Raw genomic sequence first — 21405 nt, forward strand, 5'->3', positions numbered from 1 at the left:
AGGAATCATGAGCGACGTGATCGCGATCACCGGAGTCACCGGCGACGTCGGCGGCAAGACCTTCGAGCGGCTCGTGGCGGCCGGCGCGCCCGTCCGCGCGATCGTCCGCCGGCCCGAGCAGGCGGCGGCCCTCGCGGCCCGCGACCTCGACGCGCGGATCGCCGACCTCGGCGACGGGGCCGCACTGACCGCCGCCCTCCGGGGCGCCGACCAGCTCTTCCTGGTCACCGCCGCCACCCCGCGCCAGGCCGAGCACGGCGCCACCGCCGTCCGTGCCGCCCAGGAGGCGGGCGTCCGCGCGCTCGTGCAGCTCTCCGGCGGCGACGCGGCCGAGCACTCGCCGCTCCCCTGGGGCCGCGCGATCTGGCGGACCGACGAGCGGGTGCGCGCCTCCGGGCTGCCCGCGACGATCCTCCACGCCTCGGGCTTCCTGACGAACCTCGAGCCCTCGGCGCCCGCGATCTCGCGCGGCCTGCTCCCGCAGACGATGGGGCGCGGCGTCATCCCGTGGATCGACACCGCCGACATCGCCCGGGTCGCCGCGCACGTCCTCGAGGCGGGAGGGCACACCGGCGCCGAGCCCGTCCTCACCGGACCGGCTCTGCTCGACGGGCCCGGCGCCGCCCGCGAGCTGACCGCGGGGCTCGGCCGTCGCGTCCGCTACCTGCACCTGCCCAGCCGCGTGTTCGCCGCTGTCCTGCGCCTCACCGGCATGTCCGCGTGGCAGGCGGAGGGGCTCCGCCGGCAGTTCGGAGTCGTCGCCCGCCGCGGCCTGGACGGCGTCGACGTGCTCACCGACGAGGTCGAGCGGATCACGGGGACGCCGGCCCGCTCGACGGCCGACTGGGCGCGGTCCCGCCGCTCCGTGCTCCTCGGACGGGAGCAGCCGCGACCCCTGCACGCTCCACCCGGCACCGGTACCCCTACCCGTGGATCCGCCGCAGGCGCATCGTAGGGCTATGAAGCAGATCCAGTACGCCGGCGCGACCTTCCAGGTGGGGGACGCGGTCGCCGACGCACTCGTCTCCTACGCCTCCGGGCTCGCCGCCCACGGCCGCACCGACAGTGTCGAGCTCCCCGTGCTCGGCGGCGACGGCCACGCGACGGTCGTGACGCTGCTGCTCAACTCCGCGACGAGCCTCTTCGTCTCCGGCGCCGCAGGCCTCCTGCCCGGGCTCGACGAGAAGGCGGTCGCCGCCGACCTCCGCCAGCGGACGCAGTGGCTGGACGCGGTCCCGGCGGTCACCGCCGTGGAGCCGAGCGCTCCGGAGGACCTGATCTGGCTCGAGTTCCCGGAGGTCGCGGCCCTGATGGACCCCGAGACCGGCGCCCACTCCCCCGCGACGCTCCACCTCGTCGAGCACTCGCCGCGGCGCGACTCCCTCGTCTTCACCGTCGTCTACGTCAGCACCCTCGACCGCGACCTGGGCTCGGGGGAGATCCGCCGGCTGCTCGAGACGAGCCGCCGCAACAACGTCGAGCACGGCGTCTCGGGGATGCTCGTCTTCCGCGGCCGCCGCGTGATGCAGCTGCTCGAGGGCGAGGAGTCCGACGTGCGCTCGCTCTACGCGCGGATCCTCGCCGACCCGCGGCACGAGGGAGTGGTCACCGTCTGGACCAGCGTGCACGAGCAGCGCCGCTTCCCGGACTGGTCGATGGGCTTCGACGAGCTCGACCTGCCCGTCGAGCGGCCCGCCTCCTGGCCCGAGCCGGACCTCCCCGAGCAGTCGATCGACGCCGTGGCGGACGACTACCTCCGCCGCCGGTCGGAGGCGCTGCGGAGCGCGCTGGTGAGCAGCGACCCCCTCGTCGCGAGCCTCGCCGTCATCCTGCACGGGCACCGCCCCGAGCGCGTCCTCGAGGGCGGCGCCGGAGTGCGGCTCCGCTGCGCCGAGTGCCGCGCCTTCGACGCCCACGACGGGTACGACTCCTACCCCTGCGCGACCGCGAGGACCGCGATCCAGGCGCTCGAGGCGGCCTGACGCGAGCCGGGCGGCCGTGCGGGATCACCGTCCCGGGGCGCTCCGAGCGCACCCCCCTTCCGCGGGTCTGCGCAAGCCCGTCCGCTCGCCCCGGCGCGCCCCTAGGGTGAGGCCATGACCGATCCCGGCGCGGCCCGCCACGACGTCCTCATCATCGGCGGCGGCAACGCCGGACTCTCGACCGCGGGACGGCTGCGGCGCTCCGGAGTGGACGACGTCGCGGTGATCGAGCCCCGGTCGACCCACGTCTACCAGCCGATGCTCTCCCATGTCGCGGGCGGCACCGCACCCGCCTCCGCGGCGACCCGGCCCCAGGGCTCGGTGACGCCGAAGGGGGTCGTCTGGATCCAGGACCGCGTCGAGACGATCGACCCGGTCGCGCACACGGTCACCCTCCTCTCCGGCCGCACCGTCGGCTACGGGCAGCTCGTCGTCTGCCCCGGGATCCAGAAGGACTGGGCCGCGGTCCCCGGGCTCCAGGAGGCGATGGACTCGCCGGTCGGAGTGTCCAACTACGAGTACGAGTACGCCCGCAAGGCGTCGCAGGTGCTCCGCGAGGTCCGCTCCGGCACCGTCGTCTTCACGCAGCCCGGCGGCCCCGGCACCTGCTCCGGCGCCTCGCAGAAGCCGATGTACCTCGCCTGCGACTACTGGCGCGCGACCGGCGTCCTCGACCGCATCCGCGTCGTGCTCGTCGTGCCGACCCCCACCCTGTTCGGGATGCCGCTGATCGACTCCGAGCTCGAGCGGAAGGTGGCGGAGTACGGGATCGAGGTCCGCTACGGCCGCGAGCTGGTCGAGGTCGACGCGGCCGAGCGGAGGGTCGTCCTCGCCGTCGACGGGCGCGCGACCGCCCTCCCCGGCCCCGACCGCGCGCGGCGCTCGACCGACGGCCCGCGCGAGACGCTGTCGTACGACGTGCTGCACGCCGTGCCCCCGCAGTCGGCCCCCGACTGGCTGGCCGGCACCGGACTGGCCGCCGAGGGCGACGAGGGCGGCTTCGTCGAGGTCGACCCGCTGACCCTGCGGCACCCGCGGTTCCCCGACGTCTGGGCGCTCGGCGACGCGGCGGCCACGGTCAACTCGAAGTCCGGAGGAGCACTGCGCCAGCAGACCACCACGCTCGCGAAGAACCTCGTCGCCGCGCAGAAGGGCCGCCCGCTCCCCCGCGTCTACAACGGCTACTCCGTCTGCCCCTTCGTGGTCTCGCGGTCGAGCGTGGTGTTCGCCGAGTTCGACGACCGCTACCGCCCGAAGCCGACCGTCCCCTTCTGGACGGGCCTGGCGAAGGAGCGGCGCCTCACCTTCCTCGCCGACCGCCGCGTCCTGCCGTGGGTGTACTGGAATCTGATCCTGCAGGGACGGGCCTGAGCGTCCTCTTCCGGACATGTCCGGAAGAGGCGCTTGCCGCTGCCGGAGGCGCTCCCGAGACTGAGGGGTCGGCACCACCGTCCGACGCGCCCCCTCGTCTCCTGGAGGACCCGATGCGGCCCAGCCCGACTCCCGACCGCTCCGGCACCGCGCGATGACGACCGCGCAGGACTGGGGGCCCTCGACCGACGCGGACTCCGCCGGCGGTCCGCCCGCGTCGCGGAGGCAGCGCGTGCGCGCCTGGATGCGCGGCGGCTCCTTCGGGCCGACCGGCCTCACCCGGCGCGGCTGCCTCCTGGTGCTGGCGTCGGTGCTCGTGGTGGCGGTGCCGGTCGTCGCGCTGACGCTCGCGCATGTCGATCCGCACGCGTCGCTCAAGGTCTGGATCCTGGCGATCACGCTGATCGCGCTGGTCGGAGCGCTGCTCCGGGTCGTCGCCGACGCCGGTCCGGACCCGCAGGCCGACCTCGACCGCGCGGGCAAGGCGGTCGGAGCAGTGGCCGCGGCCTACACGGCGCTGGCCGTGATCATCGACTGGGGGATGCTGCACCTCTGAGGCGCGGTCAGCGGGCCTCGTCGCGCGGGTCGTCCGTGCCGTCGGGAGCGCTGCCGATCACGTCCGGTATGCCGCCGGTGCCGCCCTGCGCGCTCCCGGTCCCGCCCTGCGCCGCTCGCTCGTCCTCGCGCCGGCTGAGCCAGCCCGGGCCCTCGCGCCGCAGCCGCTCCGCCTCCGGACTCGGGACGGGCGGCGCCGCCGGCCGCCGCAGGAGCCGCACCTGCCGGACCGCGCCGAGCACCACTCCGGCGCCGAACAGCGGCAGGCCGAGCAGGAGCACCAGCCACAGCGGCGCGTGCCGGCGTCCGCCGCCGACGACCGCGCCGAGATCCCAGCCCGCGTCCGCCGCCAGCCAGAGCATCCCCGCCACGAAGACGGCGCTCACCAGCGAGAGCGCCCAGGGCTGCGCGAGGAGGAGCGCCTGCGTGCGCTCCGTGCGGAAACCCTTCGCCATGCGCCGATCCTAGGCGGGCGTCAGCCGGCGAGGATCCGGTCGACCAGCCCCTGCGCGTCGCCCTCCGCGGGAACGATCTGCACGGTGTCGCCCTCGATCGGCTGCATCACGGAGAGCGCCGACTCGACCCGGTCGCCCACGCGGAGGAGGAGCCGGGCGTCGGCCCCCTCGTCGATGGCCGCCTGCGAGCCGCGGCGCAGGAGGGCGGCGCCCGCCTCGTCGAACCGGACGTCGACGACTCCCGTGCTCGGATCGGCCTCGACCGCGGCGACGCCCGCGCGGGTGAAGTCCTCGGGATCGACGAGGACGTCCTGCCCGCCGACCGGGACGCACTGCGGATCGGAGCCGGGCTCGCAGAGCGCCGAGACGGCGACCCCGAGGCCGCCGACGGGCTCCGGAGTGGCGGACGGGGACGCCGCGGGCGACGACCCGGCGGAGCAGCCGGTCAGGGCGAGCAGGAGGAGCGCGGCGGCTCCGGGGGCGGTGCGGCGGATCACGGGATCTCCTCGGGTCGCGTCGGAGCGCGCCACGATACCGAGGCTCCGGCGCTGCGGCCACTCGGCGGCACGGCTCGGGCGGAGCGGCTGCGGGCGGAGCGGCCGGTCCGCGGCACGGCGGGGCAGGCGGCGGCGACCCGCCCCTCAGAGGCGGACGACCAGCTTCACCGCCGACACACCCTCGTGCAGCCGGTCGAGGGCGGGCTGCAGCGCGGCGAGCCCCTCACCCACCACCTCGGGCGCCGGGGCGCAGACGTGACGGCCCTCGGCGAGCGCCGCCGGCAGGTGGTCGCGCCACAGCATCGGCCCCACCTCGTTCGTCATCAGCGAGCCGCCCCAGACGAAGCGGGCGCGGATGCCGCGGCGCCGGGCCGCGATCTTCAGCGCCGCGGTGCCGCCGACCACGCGCAGCATCGTCCGCACGAAGGCGGCGCTGACACCGCGTCGGCGCGGGAGCGAGCCGAACGAGACGGAGGGGCTGGCCAGGGCGACCCGTCGCGCTCCGGTGCCCGCGGCCACCGCCACCGACGGGGCACCGGAACCCGTCCCGATCGCGAGCACCCCCGCGACCTCGTGGCCCGCGAGCGCAGCCACCAGGTCGGCGACGACGGAGGGGCTGCGGTAGTCGAGCACGATCTCGGCGCCCAGCTCGCGCATCCGCTCGTGGTTGCGGGGCGACGCGGTCGTCGCCACGCGGTGCCCGGAGGCGACGGCGAGCTGGATCGCGTTGCTCCCCACGCTCGTCGTCCCGCCCCAGACCACGACCGTCCTGCCCGTCGGCCGGACCGGGACGCTCGGGTGCGGCAGGGCGAGGTGGTCCCGCTGGAACAGCGCCGTCGCCGCCGTCGAGACCGCGAGCGGCAGCACCGCCGCCTCCTCGAAGCCCAGCCGGTCGGGGATCGGCGCCGCCAGGTCCTCGCGCACGACCGTGTACTCCTGGAAGGCGCCCTCGTCGCGGTTCCGCCGCCCGCGCTCCATCCCGACCGCGTACGCGACGACCCGGTCGCCGACGGCGAAGCGCGTCACTCCAGGGCCGACCGCCTCGACCACTCCCGCCACGTCCTCCCCGAGCACCGCCGGGTACGGCACCCACCGGAACATCAGATCGCCCGTCCACTGCTTCATCTCGTCGACCGGATTCACGGCCAGGGCGCCGTTGCGTAGCAGGACCTCCCCCGGACCGGGGACGGGCATCGGAGCGGGGCGGACGACGAGGTCGGCCCGCGGGGCGGTCAGCAGGGCGGCGGCGTTCTCGGGCACGGGCGGCTCCAGTCGGAAGTGATGGCAGGACGTGTCGTCACCCTACTCCTGATGACACGTCGTGTCGTCAGCTATCCTGGGCGGATGTCACGCTGGGCCCCCGATGCCGCCCTCCGCCTCGAGCAGGCGGCGATGGAGCTCTTCGCCGAGCACGGCTACGCGGGCACCACCGTCCCCGCGATCGCGGAGCGCGCCGGGCTCACCACCCGCACCTTCTTCCGCCACTTCGCCGACAAGCGCGACGTCCTCTTCCTCCGCGAGCGCGAGTTCCCCGAGATCGTCGGCCGCCTGCTCGCCGGCGCCCCCGCCGGCCTCGCGCCGATGGACCTCGTGATGCACGGCCTCGAGGCAGCCGCCTCGGGCGACCTCCAGACCTGGCGCGCTCAGATTTCCGCCCGCCGCGCCGTCGTGCGCTCCGAGCCGCAGCTGCGCGAGCGCGAGCTCCTGAAGTCGGCCGCCCTCGCCGAGAGCATGCGCGCCGCTCTCGTCGACGCCGGAGTCGCGCCGGGGGACGCGGCCCTCGCCGCCCTCGCGGCCTCCGCCCTCTTCGACCTCGCCCTGGAGCGCTGGCTCGCCGCGCCAGAGGGGTCCCTCCTGGTCGACGTCCTCCGCGCCGAGCGCACACGCCTCGGCGCGCTGCTCGCGCGCTGACCCGCACGACGCTGTCGAGGCGTCGCGAACGGTCGTCCTCCGCGGCGGGAGGCGGCCGTTCGTGACGCTTCGGACCGACGAGCGGGGGACGATCCGCTCAGAGCGCCCAGGGGAAGGCGGGGGCGTTCGAGCGGGCGCCCTGCGCGGCCTTCGAGCGGCCGGGCTCGCCGAGCTCGGCGAGCAGCGCCTCCGACTCGCCGACGAGGACCGCGAGCGCGCCGGGCGTGAACCAGTCGGGGCGCAGGGCGAACAGGAGGTCCTCGGTCGCCGTGTTGCCGCTGGCGCCCGGTGCGAAGGGGCAGCCGCCGAGGCCGCCGAGCGCGCCGTCGACCACCGAGGCCCCGGCCTGCACGGCGGCGATCGCGTTCGCGACGCCCGAGCCCCAGGTGTCGTGCCCGTGGAACACGATCTCGCGAGGCGGGGTCTCCGCCGCCACGCGCGAGACGAGCGACGCCACCTGGCCGGCGTGCGCCTGCCCGAGCGTGTCGCAGACGACCACGTCGGCCGCTCCCTCCGCCCGCGGGTCGCGCGCGATCGCGAGCACGCGCTCCGGGTCGACCGGGCCCTCGAACGGGCAGGTGAACGAGGTGGCGATGCACAGCTGGATCCGCCCGCCGACGCTCTCGGCGAGCGCGACCGCCTCCGGCATCGCGGCCAGGCTCGCCTCGGTCGGCCTGCCGACGTTGGCGAGGTTGTGCGAGTCGGACGCCGAGAAGCAGTACTGGAAGCCGCGCGCCCCCGCGGCGGCCGCACGCTCGACGTGGCGCGGAGTCGCGACCCACACCCAGCACCGCTCCAGCTCCTCGGGAGTGAGCGCGGCGATCACGTCGAGGGTGTCGGCCATCGGAGGGACGAGGTCGCCGCGCGCGAGCGAGCCGATCTCGAGCTCGGGCACTCCCGCGGCGAGCAGCGTGCGCGCGAGGTCGACCTTGCGCTCGGTCGTCAGGAGCTTGCCGGTGAGCTGCAGGCCGTCGCGGAGGGTGACGTCTCGCAGGCGCGCGGAGGCGAGCGCGGTCACCGGCCGGCCTCCTCGGCAGCGGCGGCGGAGGGAGCGGCAGGAGCCCCGCCGGCGGAGGGAGCAGCGGGACCGGTCCGCCGGAGCATCCCCAGCACCTCCTCGGTGTCCTGGCCCAGGTCGGGCGCGAGCGAGCGGATGGGGAGGGAGCGGCCGCCGAGCACCGGCACGATCCCCGGGAAGCCCACGCCGCGCAGAGTGCCGCCGGCGTCCTCGACGTCGAAGGGCTGGATCATGTCGCGCGCCGCGTACTGCTCGCTCGCGCTGATGTCGGCGGCCGTGTAGATCGGGCCGGAGGGGACGCCCTCGTCGTCGAGGACCGCGAGCGCCTCGGCGGCGGTGCGGCCCGCCGTCCACGCGCCGATCGCCGCGTCCAGCTCGTCGCGCCGGGCCCAGCGCTGCTCGTTCGAGGCGAGCGCCGGGTCCTCGCCCAGGTCGGCGCGGCCGATCACCGCCATCAGCCGCTGGAAGATCGCGTCCGCGTTCCCCGCGATCACGATGCTCGCCCCGTCGGCGCAGGTGTAGGCGTTGGTCGGGGCGATGCCCTCCATCCGCCCGCCGACGCGCTCCCGGACGATGCCGTGCGCCTGGAAGTCGGGGATCAGCGACTCCGTCATCGAGAACATCGCCTCGTGCAGCGCCACGTCGACGACCCGCTCCGCCAGCGGTGCCGGATCCAGCCCGGCGGAGCGGCGGGTCTCGCGCTGGAACAGCGCCATCATCACTCCGTAGCCCGCGTACAGCCCGGCGATCGAGTCGCCGATCGAGACGCCGACGCGCACGGGCGGCCGGTCCGGGTCGCCGACCAGCTCGCGGAACCCGCCCATCGCCTCCGCGACCGCCGCGAACCCGGGCCGGGCCGACAGCGGGCCGGTCTGCCCGAACGCGGAGATGCGGCCGATCACGATGCCGGGCCGAGCCTCGTCGAGCACGGCCGGCCCGATCCCCCAGCGCTCGAGCGTGCCGGGCCGGAAGTTCTCGAGCACCACGTCGCACTCGGCGACCAGGCGGCGGACGGCGTCGCGCCCCTCGTCCGTGCGCAGGTCGAGCGCGATCGAGCGCTTGTTGCGGTTGATCGTGTGGAAGAGGAGCGAGGTCTCGGACCCCTCGTGCAGCCGCCAGCGGCGCAGCTCGTCCCCCGTGCCGGGCCGCTCCACCTTGATCACCTCGGCGCCGAAGTCGGCGAGCAGCCGGCCAGCCGTGGGCGCCGCGATGAAGTTGCCGAGCTCGAGGACGCGGACGCCCGCGAGCGGGAGGGGTGCGGTCATGGCACGGCCTTTCGCTCCCGTCGAGGCTAGCGCGGAGGACGGCGCCACCCCCTGCCCTCACGCGGACGCCCGACCTACACTTGCCGGACATCATGCGCAGACACACCCTCACTCCGCGACCGGACTGGCGAGCCCGCTGCGACGAGATCGGCTTCAGCTTCTACGACCTCCCCTCCGAGGGCGGCCGCCCCTACTGGAACGAGTCCGCGGCGTACTCCTTCGAGCCTGCCGAGATCGACCTGCTCGAGCGCACGACCTCGGAGCTGTTCGACCTCTGCATGGAGGCGTGCGAGCTCGTGGTGCGGAAGGGCCGCTTCGCCGAGTTCGGCATCCCGCCCCGCTTCCACGAGCTGGTGCGCACCTCGTGGGACGAGGACGACCCCACGGTCTACGGCCGCTTCGACCTCGCCTACGACGGCGCGGGCGCGGTGAAGCTGCTCGAGTTCAACGCCGACACCCCGACCTCGCTGGTCGAGACCGCCGCGGCCCAGTGGCAGTGGCTCGTCGAGACGAAGGGTCCCGACGCCGACCAGTTCAACAGCCTGCACGAGCAGCTCGTCGAGCAGTGGCGCCACCTCCGCCTCGAGCGCTGGAGCCTCGACGAGGGCGCCCGGCTGCACCTCGCGTCGCTGCACGACTCCGGAGACGGCGAGCTGATCGTCGAGGACGCCGACACCGTCGCCTACATGGCCGAGACCGCGGCGCAGGCCGGCTTCGACCCCAAGCTGATCTTCGTCGAGGACATCCGCTACGAGCTCGACGGCGCCGGCTTCCTCGACGGCGACGGCGAGCCGATCCGCCACGTCTTCAAGCTGTACCCGTGGGAGTGGATGCTCGGCGAGCAGTTCGGCGGCCTCCTCCTCGACCGGCGCGAGCGCACCCGCTGGGTCGAGCCGGCGTGGAAGCTCCTGCTCAGCAACAAGCAGCTGCTGGTGGTGCTGTGGGAGATGTTCCGCGGCCACCCGAACCTGCTGCCCGCCTCCGTGCATCCGCTGCCCGGCACCGCGCAGGTGCGCAAGCCGCGCCTGGGCCGGGAGGGCGCCAACGTGACGGTCCTCGACGCCGACGGCTCGGTCGTCGCCGAGAACGGCGGGAGCTACGGCGCCGAGGGCTTCATCCACCAGGAGCGCGCCGAACTGGCCCGGGTCGACGGGAAGACCGTCGTCATCGGCAGCTGGATCGTCGGCGAGACCCCGGCCGGCATCGACGTGCGCGAGACGAGCGGCCTGATCACCGGCGACCTGGCGGAGTTCGTCCCCCACTACATCGAGGGCGGACGGAGCGACGGGGCCGCGACGGACGCGGACGCCGCGTCGGCCGCCTCCCGCCCCGGGCACGCCGCCACCCCCGCCTACGGCGCTCCCGCGCCCGGCACCCCCGCGCCCGAGTACGGCGCCCCCGAGCACGACCGGCCGCAGGACACCCGCGCGGCCCGCCCGCAGGACGAGGAGACCCGATGACGGACGACGACCGCACCCCCGGCGATTCCGGGACGCCGAACTCCGGGAACGACTGGGGCAGCCGCGAGCCCGCGGCGGGCTCCGGCACGCCGAGCGGAGGCTCGAGCGGCGGCACCGGCCGCGGCGACGGCCCCACCCGCACCGCTCCCCACCGCTCCCGGAGCGTCGGCATCAGCGGCATCGCGAAGAACCGCCGCGGCCTGCTCATCGGCGGCGCGGTCGCGGTCGGCGCGGTCGGCCTCGCTGTGGCCCTCGCGAACGGCGGCCCCTCGACCGACGGCGTCGTCGCCACGGGAGCCGACGGCCAGGACTACGTCATCCCCGAGAACGCCGAGCGCCCCGTCTACGCGAGCCGTGAGGACTGCCTCGCCGACGTGCGGGAGCAGATCGCCCAGCTCCAGGCGCAGGGCGAGGAGGTCGGCGACGACCCCGAGCAGCTGTGCGAGGCCACCGACGAGTACCGCGGGCACTACGCCGGCGGCTTCTGGCTCGGCCCGCTGATCTTCGCGTCCTCGCGCTGGAACTCGACGCGGGCGACCAGCTGGGCGCCCGTCGCGTCCGGTGGCTTCGCGGCCCGCGGAGCGACCCAGCCCGACGTCGTGCAGCGCGCGCCGGCGGGCTCGACCGTCGGCTCGAAGGCGACCCTCTCGGGCGGCTTCGGCTCCTCCGGCAAGTCCGGCTTCGGCTCCACCGTCGGCGGCTGACCGCGGCGTACCTCCGCCCTCGCGCCCGAGACGCGCCGAGGCGTCCGCGCGCCGCCGGGACACCGCTCGCAGGCCGGCGTCTCGACGATCACGGGGACGGCTCGCCGCCGCTCCCGCTCTCAGGAGGAGGGCGTCGCGCTCGGGAAGAAGTGCCGCTCGACGGGATCGCCGTCGGCGTGGGTGAGCGCCGCCGCGCGGATCTCGCGGTCGCGGCCGGTGAGCCGCTGGGTCTCCTGCCGCCGGAACTCGCCCCACGAGGGCACCATGAACGTCTCCAGCTGCACGTCGGCCTCCTCCCCGCTCCGGTAGAGCGCCCAGCGCGAGGCGCCGGTCCGGCGGCGGGAGCTCTCCAGCAGCCGCATGGCCGATCGGAAGTCCGCGAGGGAGTCGGGGCGGACCGTCCACGAGATCTGCACCATCACCGGCCCGTCCGTCGGCTCCGGCTCGAACACCAGCGTGGGCGTCGGCCACGACATCGAGATGCTGCGGTCGACGGTGCCCGTCCCCGGCAGCAGGGGCAGCACCCGCACGCTGGCCGCCACGAGGAGGAGCAGAGCGGCCGCCGCGGCGTACGCGGGCGCGGTGCCGAGCACCTGCGCGGCCAGGCCCCAGCCGATCGAGCCGACCGCCATGGTCCCCATGAAGACCAGGATGTAGATCGAGGCTCCGCGGGACCGCACCCACTGCGGCAGCGTGAGCTGCAGCGCCGCGTTCAGCACGGTGAGGGTGCCGATCCAGGCCAGCCCCGCGAGGACCAGCAGCAGCAGCGCCGGTACGAGGGGCAGGAAGGCCGCCGCGAGCGTCCCCGCCGCGAACAGCACGGCGCTCGCCCCGATCACGACGTCGTCCGAGAGCTTCCGGCGGGCGAGCGGCAGGGCGAAGACGCCGAGCACGGCACCCGCACCGAGGGCCCCGAGGAGGAAGCCGTAGCCGCTGGAGTCGAGCTGGAGGCGCTTCGCGGTGAGCGGCAGCAGCGCCCAGAGCGCACTGGCGGGCAGGGCGAAGAGCGCGGAGCGGAGGAGGATCCGGCGGACGAGGTGCGCGGAGGCGACGTACCGGATCCCTCCCTTCAGCGCGGCGCCGAACTGCTCGCGGTCGTCGAGGCCGGTCTGCGCGGGCCGCTTCCACCAGAGCAGAGCGAGCACGGCGCCGATGAAGCTCAGGGCGTTGATGCCGAAGACCACCGGAGCGCCGAACGCCGAGAGGACGACTCCCGCCAGGGCCGGGCCGACCGCGCGGGCGCCGTTCACCGTCACCCCGCCGAGGGCCGACGACGCCGCGATCAGGTTCCGGGGCACGAGCTCCGGCTGGATCGCCTGCCAGGCCGGCGAGGTCAGGGTGGAGGTGATGCCGAGGAGGAAGGTGAAGGCCAGGATCGTCCACGGCGTCAGCGCGCCGACCGCCGCCACGACCGTCAGAGCGGCCGCCAGCAGCGCGCTGGCCGACGACCCCCAGATGAGCAGCCGCCGCCGGTCGAGCGAGTCGGCCAGCACGCCCGCGGGGAGGGCGACGAGGATCGAGGGCGCCAGGCTCGCCGTCTGCACGAGCGCGACGACCGCCGCGCCCGCGGCCGCCTCGACCAGGTACCACTGGGCACCGACGGTCTGCATCCAGGTGCCGATGTTGCTGCCCAGCTGGGCGAACCACAGCACCCGGAAGGCCGTGATCGCCATGGGCGCCCAGGCCGACGGCTGCGTCGGCGCGGACGTCTGCGCCGGGGCGGCGGGAGCCGGAGCGACGTCCTCAGTCACGGGGCACGGCCTGCCGCACCGAGAAGAGGTTGCCGAACGGGTCCAGCAGCTGGCACAGCCGCTCCCCCGTGAACACCGTCTTCGGACCGCGGTGGGCGACGGCGCCGTTCGCCGTCCAGTCGGCGACGACGGCGTCGACGTCGGGGACCGTCCAGTACGGGCTCGTGCCGTCGGGTCCGGGCCGGTTCAGCTCGTCCCGCTCGTGCAGCGTCAGGCGGGTGCCATCCAGGTCGTAGGCCACGAGCGCCCCGCCGCGGACGACGGGCTCGCGCCCGAGCCGCGCCGAGTACCAGGCGATCGCGGCGTCGAGGTCGTCGACGAAGTAGAAGACGTTTCCGACTCCGGCGAACTCCGTCGTCGTCATGCTCGGGCCGGCGGGAGGGCGTCGCGGAGGAAGGCGAGCGAGGGGCCGATGGCCGCCTCCGTGTACCCCTCGGCGTGACGGGTGCCCGGGATCAGCTGCAGCGTGCTGGCGACTCCGACCGCGGAGAGCGCCGCCTGCATGGCCTGCGCGTCGCTCACGGGGACGAACTCGCCGAGCGAGTTGGCCAGGAACACCGGCCCGCCGTCCGGGGAGGCGTGGCGCGTCGTGGAGGCGGCGGTGAGCAGCCCGCGGTCGCCCCCGACCTCGTTGAGGATCGTCCAGCGCAGGAAGGCGTCGTTCCGGCCGGTCTGGTTGATGTCGGCGCTCTTCATGGCGTCGAGGTCCTGCGTCGTCGGCGTGGCCGGGAGGTCGTCGGTCGCCTCGACGATGCCGAGGAGGTCGAACATCCCCGACCAGCTGACGGCGGGCCGACCGGTGGCGATCGCGGCCTCCACGACCAGGTTCCCGCCCGCCGATCCGCCGAAGAACGCCAGTCTGCTCCGGTCGAACGCCCACTCGGACGCGACCGCCCACCGCTCCGCGGCGAGCACGTCGTCCCTGCTGGCCGGGAAGACCGAGTCCGGAGCCTCGCGGTAGTCCGCCGCGAACACGAGGTAGCCGGCGTCGACCAGCATCGTCGCGAGCGCCCGCTCCTTGCTCTTGTCCCCCCGGAACCACCCGCCGCCGTGGATCAGCACGACGGCCGGCCGAGCGGCGTCCTCGGCCGGGGACACCGACCTGCTGTACACGTCCAGCACCTGCGGCGACGACCCCCCTTCGACGTACGGAACCCCGATGCTCACTGACGGCTCGTCCGACACGGTGACCCCCTCCGGTCCAGATTCTCGACTGCAGTCAGACCGTAGGAGCCGGGGGCGGCACGAGCCAGGCCCTGCCGGGGTCACCCAGGAGGGCGCCCGCAGGCCCGCCTCCCGCGGCGGCGCCGATCGCGACTAGCCTCGGAGGGTGTTCCTGACCGAGCCGTACGGCTTCCGCGACCGCTCCGCCCTCGACGAGCGCCGGGCCCTGCTCGAGGACGAGCCCTCGGTGCAGCCCCTCCGGGCGTTCCGCGAGGAGCTCCTCGCCCGGCGCATGCGCAGGCATCCGGGTGCCGTGGTGCCCGACTTCGACCCGGCCGAGGCCGGCGTCGAGGCGCGCGCGCTCATCGTGCTGGAGGCCCCGGGACCGATGTCGACCGGCCCCGACGGCTCCGGTTTCGTCTCGGTCGACAACGACGACGCGACGGCCGCCTCGACCTGGACCCTCCGCGACGAGGTCGGACTGCACGCCCGCACCCTGATCTGGAACATCGTGCCGTGGCAGCTCGACGGCGCCCCCGACGCGGACGAGGTGCGGCAGGGCGCGATGGAGCTGCGCCGGCTCCTGCCGCTGCTCCCCGACCTGCGGGTCGTCGTCAACGCCGGGACCGCGCCGACCAGCGGCTGGAAGAAGAACATCGAGCCGTACCTGGTCGACGGCCCGACGGTCATCGACTCGTGGAGCCCCGGCCAGCGGGCGATGAGCCAGCCCCGCAAGCGCGACGAGCTGAAGCGCGCCTTCGAGCGCGCGACGCACCTGGTCGGCTGAGCCCCCGGGGCTCCGAGGCGTCACGAACGGTCGTCATCGGAGCCGGGAGGCGGCCCTTCGCGACGCCTCGACCGCCGGCGGGCGGTCCGCTCAGGCCGAGCGGGCGTCCCGCAGCGCGTCGGCCGACTGCTGCGCGGCGCGGCGGACGTCGCGGTCCGGGTCGCGGAGCATGCCCGTCAGGACGGCCTCGACGCTCGCCGCGAACTCGCCCTTCGCGTCGCGACCGGAGGAGATCCCCGCCAGAGCGGCCGCCACGAGAGCGCGCGCTCCGGCCGCGCGGACCCGGGGGTGCTCGTCGGTGGTCAGGCGGGACAGCTTCTTCTGCCCGCCCAGCACGCGCTCGGCGCAGACGCGGGCGCACATCTCGCGGACGCGCCAGGAGGGGTTCGCGAGTCCGGCGGTCACCGCGTCGGCGGCGTCGTCGTCCCAGACGTAGAGGAGCGCGCGGGCGCCCCAGAGCTCGGGCCAGTAGAGGGAGGGCGCTCCCTTGAGGATCCCGTCGGCGTGCTCGCCGCCCACGGTGAGGAGGAAGGACTCGCCCTCGTACCCGCCGGTGAGCAGGGCCGCGGATCGCAGAGCGACGTTGCGCTCCCCCTCGCGGGCGACCTGCGCGCGCAGGCGCTCCTCGAGCGGATCGGTGAGGGTGACGGTCGGTTCGTTGTCGCGTGCCATGAGGCTCCCGAGAGTACTCGCCCGCCCCGCGCCTTCGAAGACCCGCAGCATTCGGCGCCGCGGCGGTCGGCCCTCTCCGTCCTGCGGCGATGGTCCGATCAGCACTCGTGCCACCGGCTGGTCGGGTGGCGCCGCAGGGACCACGGCTGAGGGACGCCTGGTAGATTCGATCCGATCGACCCCCTCCCAAGCCTCTCCGCGATGCTCACATGGGAGGGGCCTTTTTCTTCGGCACCGAGGTACTGCGATGGCACGGAAACCGAGCCTGTCGTGGAAGCAGCAGGTCCAGCTCCTCCGTGACCGCGGGCTCGGCATCGCCGACGGGGAGGCCTGCACGAGCTACCAGGCCGCGCAGAACTACTACCGCTTCTCCGGGTACGCCCGCTACTTCCAGCGGGCTCCGCACGACGGGGACGACTCGTTCGCGGACGGAGTCTCGTTCGAGGACGTCCGAGCGGTCTGCGACGCAGATGAAGCGCTGCGGCAGAGCCTGCGTGCTCGACTGGCCCAGGCCGAGATCCTTCTCCGCAGCCGTACGGCTCATGTCATCGCTCGTGAGCACGGCCCGTACGAGTGCTCTCTCGAGAAGAGCTTCTACTCCGAGTCTCCGAACGCGGAGTCGACAGTCGATTCGTGCCTCCGCGACATCGAGCGCAGCAGGGAACGGCATGTCCTCCGCTTCACGGAGCTCCCCGGCGGCAGGGGCGCCGGAGCCCCCTCGATCATCGAGGACCGCAGTGAGAGCGACGCGACCGGGACGGTCCCGCCCGCCCCGCGCCACGGCGGATCCCGCAGCGGAACGGACGGTGCCCGCCCGCTCAGGAGGCGCCCACCGGGAGGTCGGCCCCGCCTGACTATGCTGGTGCCACCCCCGGCAGCCGAGCCCTCTGAGCCTCGTCCGCGCCGGGGTGGCGCGGCTCACCCGCCCGGGGAGCGGAGGAGGTCCTCTCATGGCCGATCGGCCGAACCTCCGCCATGTCGCGGCGGTCGCGGGCGTCTCGCACATGACCGTGTCGCGCGTGCTCAGCGGGCACCCCAACATCAAGGAGTCGACCCGCCAGAAGGTCCTCGAAGCGGTCGACGAGCTCAACTACCGGCCGAACATCGCCGCCCGCTCCCTCGTCACGCAGCGCACCGACCGCATCGGCGTGATGATCGAGAGCGGCGCCGAGTACGGGCCGTCGAGCACCCTCCGCGCGATCGAGCGCGCCGCCCGCGAGAAGGGGTACTCGATCACCTCCGTCGCGCTGCGGCCGGACCTCGAGATGACCCCCACCGACGCGATCGCCCACCTGATGGGCCTCGGGATCGACGCGCTCTGCGTGATCGCGCCGCGCTCCTCCTCCGTGGCGACCCTCCGCACCGTCGAGATCGGCGTGCCGACGCTCGTGGTGAAGAGCGACAAGGATCCGAGCTTCCTCACCGTCTCGGTCGACCAGCAGGCCGGCATGTTCCAGGCCGTCGACCACCTGGGCAACCTCGGCCACCGCGACGTGCTGCACCTCTCCGGCCCCCTCGACTGGCTCGACGCGCGCGCCCGCGAGCGCGCCTTCCACAGCCGCGCGAAGTCGTGGGGGATGCACGAGCGCCCCATCGTCATCGGCGACTGGACCCCGGACTCCGGGTACGACTTCGCCGCGAGCCTGCAGTCGGTGCCCGACTTCACCGCGATGGTCGTCGCGAACGACGAGATGGCGCTCGGAGTGATCCACGGCCTCGTCGAGCGCGGGATCCGCGTGCCCGAGGACATGAGCATCGTCGGCTTCGACGACCTGCCCACCGCCCGCCACTTCCTCCCGCCGCTGACGACGGTCCGCCAGGACTTCGACAAGCTCGGGACGACGGTCGCCGAGGTGATCCACGCGAGGATCCGCGGCCAGGAGATCCCGCAGCGCACCCGGATCCCCACGGAGCTGGTGATCCGCTCCTCCACGGCCGCTCCCCGATCGTGACCCTCCTGTTCCCGTCCCGCCGCATGCGCTCGCGTATCATCGGCGGCAGCCCCTGGCACGCCGGACCCTGACGGCGCGCCGCACACGAACCGAGGACGGCACGTGGCGATCTCATCGAGGACGACCCGGAGCTCCGCGGCACCCGTCGTCGAGATGACCGGCATCCGCGTCTCCTTCGCCTCCGGACCCGCTCTGAAGGACGGGAACCTGCGGCTGGTGCCGGGCGAGATCCACGGGCTGATGGGCGAGAACGGCGCGGGCAAGTCCACGCTGATCAAGACGCTCACCGGCATCCACCAGCCCGACGCGGGCGAGATCCTCGTCGACGGCGTCGCCCGGCGCTTCAGCGGCCCGGCGGAGGCGAAGGCAGCGGGCATCACGGCCGTGTTCCAGGACGAGCGCCTCACCGACAACCTCAGCATCGGCGAGAACGTGATGCTCGGCCACGAGGTCCGCGGCCGCTTCGGCATCTCCTGGTCGCGCACCCACCACCGCGCGGCCGAGATGCTCGCCGAGCTGGGCCTGGAGGACCTCGATCCGCACCTGCCGCTGCGCTCGCTCTCGCCGGCGATCCGCCAGCTGGTCGCGATCAGCCGCGCGATGGTCGACCGTCCGCGCGTGCTCGTGCTCGACGAGCCCACCTCCAGCCTCGACCTCAGCGACGTGGCCCGCCTCTTCACGGTGCTGCGGAGGCTGCGCGACCAGGGCGTCGCGATCCTGTTCGTCTCGCACTTCCTCGAGCAGGTCCTCACCCTCAGCGACCGGCTGACGGTGCTCCGCGACGGCGGCACCGTCGGCGAGTACCCGGCGCACACCATGGACCGCGCGGAGCTGATCGCGAAGATGATCGGCAAGGACATCGACGCGCTGCGGCAGATCGGCTCCGACCGCCGCGAGCACCGCCGCCAGCCGGTCGGCCCGGCGATCTACCGCGCGCACGGGATCGGCCGCCGCGGCGCCGTGGGCCCGACCGATCTGGAGCTGCACCGCGGCGAGATCGTGGGCTTCGCGGGCCTGCGCGGCTCGGGGCGCACCGAGCTGGCGTCGCTGGTGAGCGGGGTCGAGAAGCCGGACACCGGCGAGGTGCTGATCGACGGCCAGCCCGCGCACATCTCCGACCCGGTGTCGGGCCTGCGCCACCGCATCGCCCACTCGAGCGAGAACCGCCGCGAGGACGGGATCATCGGCGACCTCTCCCTCCGCGAGAACCTCGTGCTGGGCCTGCAGGCTCTGCGCGGCTGGGCGCACCCGCTCTCGGCCGCCGAGACCGACACCCTGGTGCGCACCTACGTCGAGGCGCTGAACATCTCGCCGGCCGACCCGGACATCCCGGTGAAGTACCTCTCCGGAGGCAACCAGCAGAAGGTGGTCCTCGCGCGGTGGCTCGCGACCCGTCCGCGGCTGCTCGTGCTCGACGAGCCGGCGCGCGGGATCGACGTGGCATCGAAGGTCGAGATCCAGGCGCACATCGCGCAGCTCGCGAAGGAGGGGGTGACCGTCGTCTACATCTCGTCCGAGCTGGAGGAGGTGGTGCGCCTCAGCGACCGCATCGTCGTCTTCAAGGACCGCGAGAAGATCGGCGAGGTCAGCAACGGCCCCTGGCTCACCGTCGACACGATCGTCGAGATGATCGCCGCCGACCGCGACGACGACCTCGACGACGACGACTGACCTCCCCCGCCGGCCGAGCGGCCGCACCGTCCACCGGGTCTCGATGAGCCGTCCGGGCTGCTCGACCGCCAGGACCTCGGCGCGCCGGAGGGTCCCGCTCGGGCGCCGGGCCTGCGAGGATCCGGGGGTGGACGATCAGCGACCGGACGAGCTCGCGGAGCTGCAGCGGCGCGCCTACGGCCGAGGCTCCGACATCGAGCGGGACCCCGGCGCGCTCGCCCGGCTCTCCGCGCTCGAGGCCCGCGTCCGTCCCGCCCTCGGCACCGCACTGCCGGGCGCGGTGGTTCCCGCGGACTCCGGGGACGCGGCGCCGGAGGACGCGGCACCTCTCGCGGACGCCTCCGCCGACGAGGCGTCCGACCCCCTCGGCCACGTCCCGCCCCGCCGCTCCCGTCGGTGCGGCCTCCTCCTCCTCGCCGCGCTGGCCGCGACGGCCGCCGTCGCCGCGGGGGCCACCCGCCTCGCCACCGCCGAGGACGGACAGCCCGGCCGCGAGGTCGCCGTGCTGCCGCTGTCGAACGGCACCGACCTCCCCGGCTGGGAGGGACTGGGGTTCGACGGATCGGTCACCACCGAGGACTTCGGCGGGCTCACCGTCGTGCGGCAGAGCCTGCCCGCCGACACGGGGCTCACCGTCGTCCGGCAGCGCCGCTCCTCGAGCGCCGGCTCGTGCCTCTCCATCGTGCGGACCGCCGAGCCACAGGACGGCCTGTTCTTTCAGGGCTGCACGGCCGGAGCGTTCCCCGCGGTCGCGCAGTTCACCGTGACGTCGGCGGCGCCGGAGGCCCTGCGCGAGCGGTTCCCGATCGGCACGTCCCTGCGGTTCGCCCTCGAGGGCGACGAGATCCGCGTCCGATCCGACGCACCCTGACCACTCAGATCCCCGTCCGTCCGTGCGGATCGCCCACCTTCTTCGACTCGCTCGACCCGCGCTCGCGCAGGAACACGGCGAGCGCCGCCATGCTGCCCACCGCGAGGAACTCCGACTGCCAGTTCTGGAGCGTCCGGTTCCAGAAGTCGGCGGAGGAGACGTAGCCGAGCCAGTCGACGGGCGCCTCCAGGCTCGTCAGCTGCTCCTCGTTGTAGGCCACGACGCCCGTCACCGACTGCGCCGCCCAGGACAGCAGGAGCACCGCCCCCATCACCAGCAGCAGCGAGTGCGAGAACAGCGCCTGCCGCAGGCCGCCGGCGGACGCCGAGGGCGGCGAGTCGTCCTCCGCGGACGCCCCCGCCTTCTGCTGCTCGTCGGTCTCGAGGCCCTCCTCGCCCACCCGCTTCGACTCGGGCGAGCCGCGCTGCACGAGCCAGACGGTCGCGCCGATGTAGAGGAAGAACTGGAGGTACTCCGACTGCCAGTTCTCGGCGACGTCGATCGCGAAGTCGGAGGAGGTGACGAAGCGCCAGTAGCCGACCTCCCGCAGCCCCTCCGCGACCTGGGTGTCGTTGTACGCGGCGAGCCCGGCGAACGACTGCCCGAGGAGAGCGAGCAGGAAGATCGCGAGGAAGAACAGCGAGAGTCCGTTCTGGCGCAGGAAGCGGCGCATCCGGCTCACCTCCCGAGGATCCCGACGGCGAAGAACCCGATCAGGCCGAGCACGATCACGGCGTAGTACAGGGCGGAGGCAGTGCGCACGTCAGCTCCCGTCCAGGACGCAGTCGAAGGGCGCGTCCGCCACCGGCGCGCAGCCGGCCGCGCGCACCAGCCAGCCGTCGTCGCCCGGAGTGAGGAACACCACGGTGCCGCCGGAGCGCACGATCGCCGCCCGGCCGTAGACCTCGGCGTCCCCTGCTCCGTCTTCCGCGATCCCGAGCTCCAGCACGCCGCCGGGGCAGTCGCCCTCCCGGTCCTCCACGGCCTCGCGGGCGGAGCCGGTGAGCAGCGCGCACGCCGCGCGGCCGTCGCCGTCGGCGAGCGCGGAGAGGAAGGCGTCGGCCGCGCGGCGGGCCGCCGTGCCGTCCGCGGAGCATCCGCAGAGCGCGAGCACGAGAGCCGCCGTCGCGGCCGTCGCGGGGACGGAGCGCGATCGAGGGAGCATCATGGCCAGGGAAGCTACTCCCGGGCCCGACCACCGGGCAGAGGGTTGCCATCGGGCCCTGCGGGCCCCGCGACCGGATCGTTACCGAAGCGCACCGCCGTGCTGTTGCGTCACAAGAATTGTTCACGGTAACATTTCGTCGTGGCGCTGCTTC

Annotated in this window: 22 protein-coding genes and 1 pseudogene; 12 read left to right on the forward strand and 11 right to left on the reverse strand. The window is 74.3% G+C overall.

Annotation, left to right across the window (positions count from 1 at the left end):
• The first annotated feature begins 7 nt into the window (after positions 1 to 7).
• The 4 genes from C5C63_RS09070 to C5C63_RS09085 all read left to right on the forward strand — a co-directional run bounded on the left by C5C63_RS09070 (position 8) and on the right by C5C63_RS09085 (position 3909).
• Positions 8 to 955: an NAD(P)H-binding protein gene (locus C5C63_RS09070; protein WP_104325906.1), complete on the forward strand. Its 948-nt coding sequence runs from the start codon at positions 8 to 10 to the stop codon at positions 953 to 955.
• A gap of 4 nt (positions 956 to 959) precedes the next feature.
• Positions 960 to 1982, forward strand: coding sequence for a BLUF domain-containing protein (locus C5C63_RS09075; protein ID WP_104257740.1), 1023 nt, complete (start codon positions 960 to 962; stop codon positions 1980 to 1982).
• A 114-nt stretch (positions 1983 to 2096) separates the two neighbouring features.
• Positions 2097 to 3353: an NAD(P)/FAD-dependent oxidoreductase gene (locus C5C63_RS09080; protein ID WP_104325907.1), complete on the forward strand. Its 1257-nt coding sequence runs from the start codon at positions 2097 to 2099 to the stop codon at positions 3351 to 3353.
• Between the two features lie 154 nt (positions 3354 to 3507).
• Positions 3508 to 3909 carry a hypothetical protein gene (locus C5C63_RS09085; protein ID WP_104226999.1) on the forward strand — a complete coding sequence of 134 codons (402 nt, stop codon included), beginning with the start codon at positions 3508 to 3510 and terminating at the stop codon, positions 3907 to 3909.
• Between the two features lie 7 nt (positions 3910 to 3916).
• Here C5C63_RS09085 and C5C63_RS09090 read toward each other — a convergent pair whose 3' ends face one another.
• The 3 genes from C5C63_RS09090 to C5C63_RS09100 form a co-directional block, all read right to left on the reverse strand.
• A complete protein-coding gene (locus tag C5C63_RS09090; protein WP_104234351.1) occupies positions 3917 to 4363 on the reverse strand; it encodes a hypothetical protein in 447 nt (148 codons plus the stop codon).
• Between the two features lie 20 nt (positions 4364 to 4383).
• Complete coding sequence (locus tag C5C63_RS09095) at positions 4384 to 4860, reverse strand: hypothetical protein (protein WP_104234350.1); 477 nt, start codon at positions 4858 to 4860, stop codon at positions 4384 to 4386.
• A 144-nt stretch (positions 4861 to 5004) separates the two neighbouring features.
• Positions 5005 to 6120, reverse strand: coding sequence for a zinc-binding alcohol dehydrogenase family protein (locus tag C5C63_RS09100; protein ID WP_104257738.1), 1116 nt, complete (start codon positions 6118 to 6120; stop codon positions 5005 to 5007).
• Between the two features lie 84 nt (positions 6121 to 6204).
• Between C5C63_RS09100 and C5C63_RS09105 the strand changes: the two genes are divergently transcribed.
• Complete coding sequence (locus C5C63_RS09105) at positions 6205 to 6771, forward strand: TetR/AcrR family transcriptional regulator (protein ID WP_181068389.1); 567 nt, start codon at positions 6205 to 6207, stop codon at positions 6769 to 6771.
• 97 nt (positions 6772 to 6868) lie between these two features.
• On the opposite strand, the gene C5C63_RS09110 is transcribed toward C5C63_RS09105, so the two are convergent.
• Together C5C63_RS09110 and C5C63_RS09115 are read right to left on the reverse strand one after the other, a co-directional pair.
• Positions 6869 to 7789 (reverse strand): hydroxymethylglutaryl-CoA lyase, encoded by a 921-nt coding sequence (locus C5C63_RS09110; RefSeq protein WP_181068390.1) that lies wholly within the window; start codon positions 7787 to 7789, stop codon positions 6869 to 6871.
• Positions 7786 to 9054 (reverse strand): CaiB/BaiF CoA-transferase family protein, encoded by a 1269-nt coding sequence (locus C5C63_RS09115; protein ID WP_104292573.1) that lies wholly within the window; start codon positions 9052 to 9054, stop codon positions 7786 to 7788. Before C5C63_RS09115 ends, C5C63_RS09110 begins: the two co-directional genes overlap by 4 nt.
• Positions 9055 to 9146: 92 nt before the next feature.
• Between C5C63_RS09115 and C5C63_RS09120 the strand changes: the two genes are divergently transcribed.
• A complete protein-coding gene (locus C5C63_RS09120) occupies positions 9147 to 10514 on the forward strand; it encodes a glutathionylspermidine synthase family protein (protein ID WP_104325908.1) in 1368 nt (455 codons plus the stop codon).
• Positions 10511 to 11218, forward strand: a complete 708-nt coding sequence (locus C5C63_RS09125) for a hypothetical protein (protein WP_104273952.1) — start codon at positions 10511 to 10513, stop codon at positions 11216 to 11218. The genes C5C63_RS09120 and C5C63_RS09125 overlap by 4 nt, the downstream gene beginning before the upstream one ends.
• A gap of 119 nt (positions 11219 to 11337) precedes the next feature.
• On the opposite strand, the gene C5C63_RS09130 is transcribed toward C5C63_RS09125, so the two are convergent.
• The 3 genes from C5C63_RS09130 to C5C63_RS09140 are packed head-to-tail and all read right to left on the reverse strand — an operon-like array spanning position 11338 to position 14067.
• Complete coding sequence (locus tag C5C63_RS09130; protein WP_258065421.1) at positions 11338 to 12969, reverse strand: MFS transporter; 1632 nt, start codon at positions 12967 to 12969, stop codon at positions 11338 to 11340.
• Entirely contained in the window at positions 12962 to 13333 is a 372-nt protein-coding gene (locus C5C63_RS09135) for a VOC family protein (RefSeq protein WP_104250023.1), read from the reverse strand. Before C5C63_RS09135 ends, C5C63_RS09130 begins: the two co-directional genes overlap by 8 nt.
• The gene (locus tag C5C63_RS09140; protein ID WP_159940689.1) at positions 13330 to 14067 is read right to left on the reverse strand and encodes an alpha/beta hydrolase; all 738 of its coding nucleotides are present in this window, start codon (positions 14065 to 14067) and stop codon (positions 13330 to 13332) included. Before C5C63_RS09140 ends, C5C63_RS09135 begins: the two co-directional genes overlap by 4 nt.
• Before the next feature lie 232 nt (positions 14068 to 14299).
• Here C5C63_RS09140 and C5C63_RS09145 point away from each other — a divergent pair, with 232 nt between their 5' ends.
• A complete protein-coding gene (locus C5C63_RS09145; protein WP_104325909.1) occupies positions 14300 to 14920 on the forward strand; it encodes a hypothetical protein in 621 nt (206 codons plus the stop codon).
• Between the two features lie 90 nt (positions 14921 to 15010).
• Here C5C63_RS09145 and C5C63_RS09150 read toward each other — a convergent pair whose 3' ends face one another.
• The gene (locus C5C63_RS09150) at positions 15011 to 15592 is read right to left on the reverse strand and encodes a HEAT repeat domain-containing protein (RefSeq protein ID WP_244230570.1); all 582 of its coding nucleotides are present in this window, start codon (positions 15590 to 15592) and stop codon (positions 15011 to 15013) included.
• Between the two features lie 247 nt (positions 15593 to 15839).
• Here C5C63_RS09150 and C5C63_RS17560 point away from each other — a divergent pair.
• The 4 genes and pseudogenes from C5C63_RS17560 to C5C63_RS09170 form a co-directional block, all read left to right on the forward strand.
• Positions 15840 to 16241: pseudogene (locus tag C5C63_RS17560) on the forward strand (Abi family protein); the annotation flags it as partial.
• Between the two features lie 301 nt (positions 16242 to 16542).
• Positions 16543 to 17544, forward strand: coding sequence for a LacI family DNA-binding transcriptional regulator (locus C5C63_RS09160; protein WP_104222399.1), 1002 nt, complete (start codon positions 16543 to 16545; stop codon positions 17542 to 17544).
• Between the two features lie 153 nt (positions 17545 to 17697).
• On the forward strand, positions 17698 to 19215 hold the full coding sequence (locus C5C63_RS09165; RefSeq protein WP_104227030.1) for a sugar ABC transporter ATP-binding protein: 1518 nt from the start codon (positions 17698 to 17700) through the stop codon (positions 19213 to 19215).
• A gap of 127 nt (positions 19216 to 19342) precedes the next feature.
• Positions 19343 to 20086, forward strand: coding sequence for a hypothetical protein (locus C5C63_RS09170; RefSeq protein WP_104257731.1), 744 nt, complete (start codon positions 19343 to 19345; stop codon positions 20084 to 20086).
• A gap of 4 nt (positions 20087 to 20090) precedes the next feature.
• On the opposite strand, the gene C5C63_RS09175 is transcribed toward C5C63_RS09170, so the two are convergent.
• Together C5C63_RS09175 and C5C63_RS09180 are read right to left on the reverse strand one after the other, a co-directional pair.
• Complete coding sequence (locus C5C63_RS09175; RefSeq protein ID WP_104325910.1) at positions 20091 to 20759, reverse strand: DUF6766 family protein; 669 nt, start codon at positions 20757 to 20759, stop codon at positions 20091 to 20093.
• A gap of 90 nt (positions 20760 to 20849) precedes the next feature.
• Entirely contained in the window at positions 20850 to 21254 is a 405-nt protein-coding gene (locus C5C63_RS09180) for a hypothetical protein (protein ID WP_104257729.1), read from the reverse strand.
• Positions 21255 to 21405: the final 151 nt, after the last annotated feature.

The sequence above is a fragment of the Rathayibacter sp. AY1B8 genome, assembly GCF_002932775.1.
Classification (GTDB): Bacteria; Actinomycetota; Actinomycetes; order Actinomycetales; family Microbacteriaceae; genus Rathayibacter.